This window comes from Aequorivita aurantiaca, assembly GCF_030410135.1.
Lineage (GTDB): Bacteria > Bacteroidota > Bacteroidia > Flavobacteriales > Flavobacteriaceae > Aequorivita > Aequorivita aurantiaca.
Map to the genome: position 1 here is coordinate 1 of NZ_JAUGQQ010000034.1, position 1,158 is coordinate 1,158.

The 1,158-nt window shown below is 41.4% G+C and carries 1 protein-coding gene; it reads left to right on the forward strand.

The annotated features are described in order from the left end of the window. The coding region (locus QRD02_RS14280) for a DUF7507 domain-containing protein (RefSeq protein ID WP_435373049.1) at positions 1-1,158 on the forward strand (1,158 nt) is incomplete at both ends.

The window sequence follows — 1,158 nt, forward strand, 5'->3', positions numbered from 1 at the left end:
CGATAAATGCTACACCCATAGTTGACGATCCGGCCGACGTTACAGCGTGTGACAGCTATACACTTCCTGCACTTACCAATGGAAATTATTTCACTGGCAGCGGAGGTACTGGAACACCATTATTCGCTGGGAACGTTATCAACACTACTCAGACAATTTATGTTTACGCCGAAACGGGCACCGTTCCGAACTGTTCGGCCGAGACTAATTTTGTCGTTACCATAAATAATTGTACAATTATTATAGAAAAAATTGCAACGCCGAATAATCCGCAAGGTTGTACCCCGGTAGCCCCTGGTGAAACGATATCCTATATTTTTAAGGTAACCAATCCCGCGGGTAACGCTCCAATTAGTAATGTTGAATTAAGAGATTTATTGATTGATCCAACAAACAATCCGCTCCCGGGTCCTGACAGTGGCGATATTTCAAACATAGGTATTTTAGATGCGGGCGAAACTTGGGTATATTCGGCCACTTATATAGTGACCCAATTGGATATAATCAATGGACTAGTTCAAAATACAGCCACTGTTAATGGTTTAGCTCAAACTACAGGCAATCCCTTTCCAGTTTCTAATTCTGATTCTGTTACTGTAAATCTTTGTCAAGATGCTGAAATGTCAATTGTGAAATCAAGCACAAGTGCAACAGGAGATTGTATAAATTTTGCAGTAGGAAATACAATCGATTATAAATTCGTAGTAACCAATGAAGGCGATGTTGACATAACAAATGTAGTTATAACAGATCCATTATTTTTAGCGCCTAACCCAGTTGTTCCAATAGTTTTAATATCAGGCGATGATGGCGATGGTATTTTGAATGTTGGTGAAGTTTGGACATTTAATGCAACTTATACAATTACGCAACCTGATATAAATAACGGTTCGGTAGTAAATACTGCAGAGGTAAATGGAAATTCCGTATTAGGAGTTGTTGATACTGCTATCAGTAATACCGTAACGGTGCTAATCTGTACAAATGCAAGCATCGCGCTTATCAAGGAATCCATCCTGCCGGTAGATCCCACCACAGGCTGTTCTACGGTAACCGTGGATCGGGTAGTGGGCTATACCTTCCGAGTAAAGAACACGGGCAACGTTACCCTAACCAACGTTATGGTCACCGATCTAGTTGGTGGCGTGACGGTGAGCG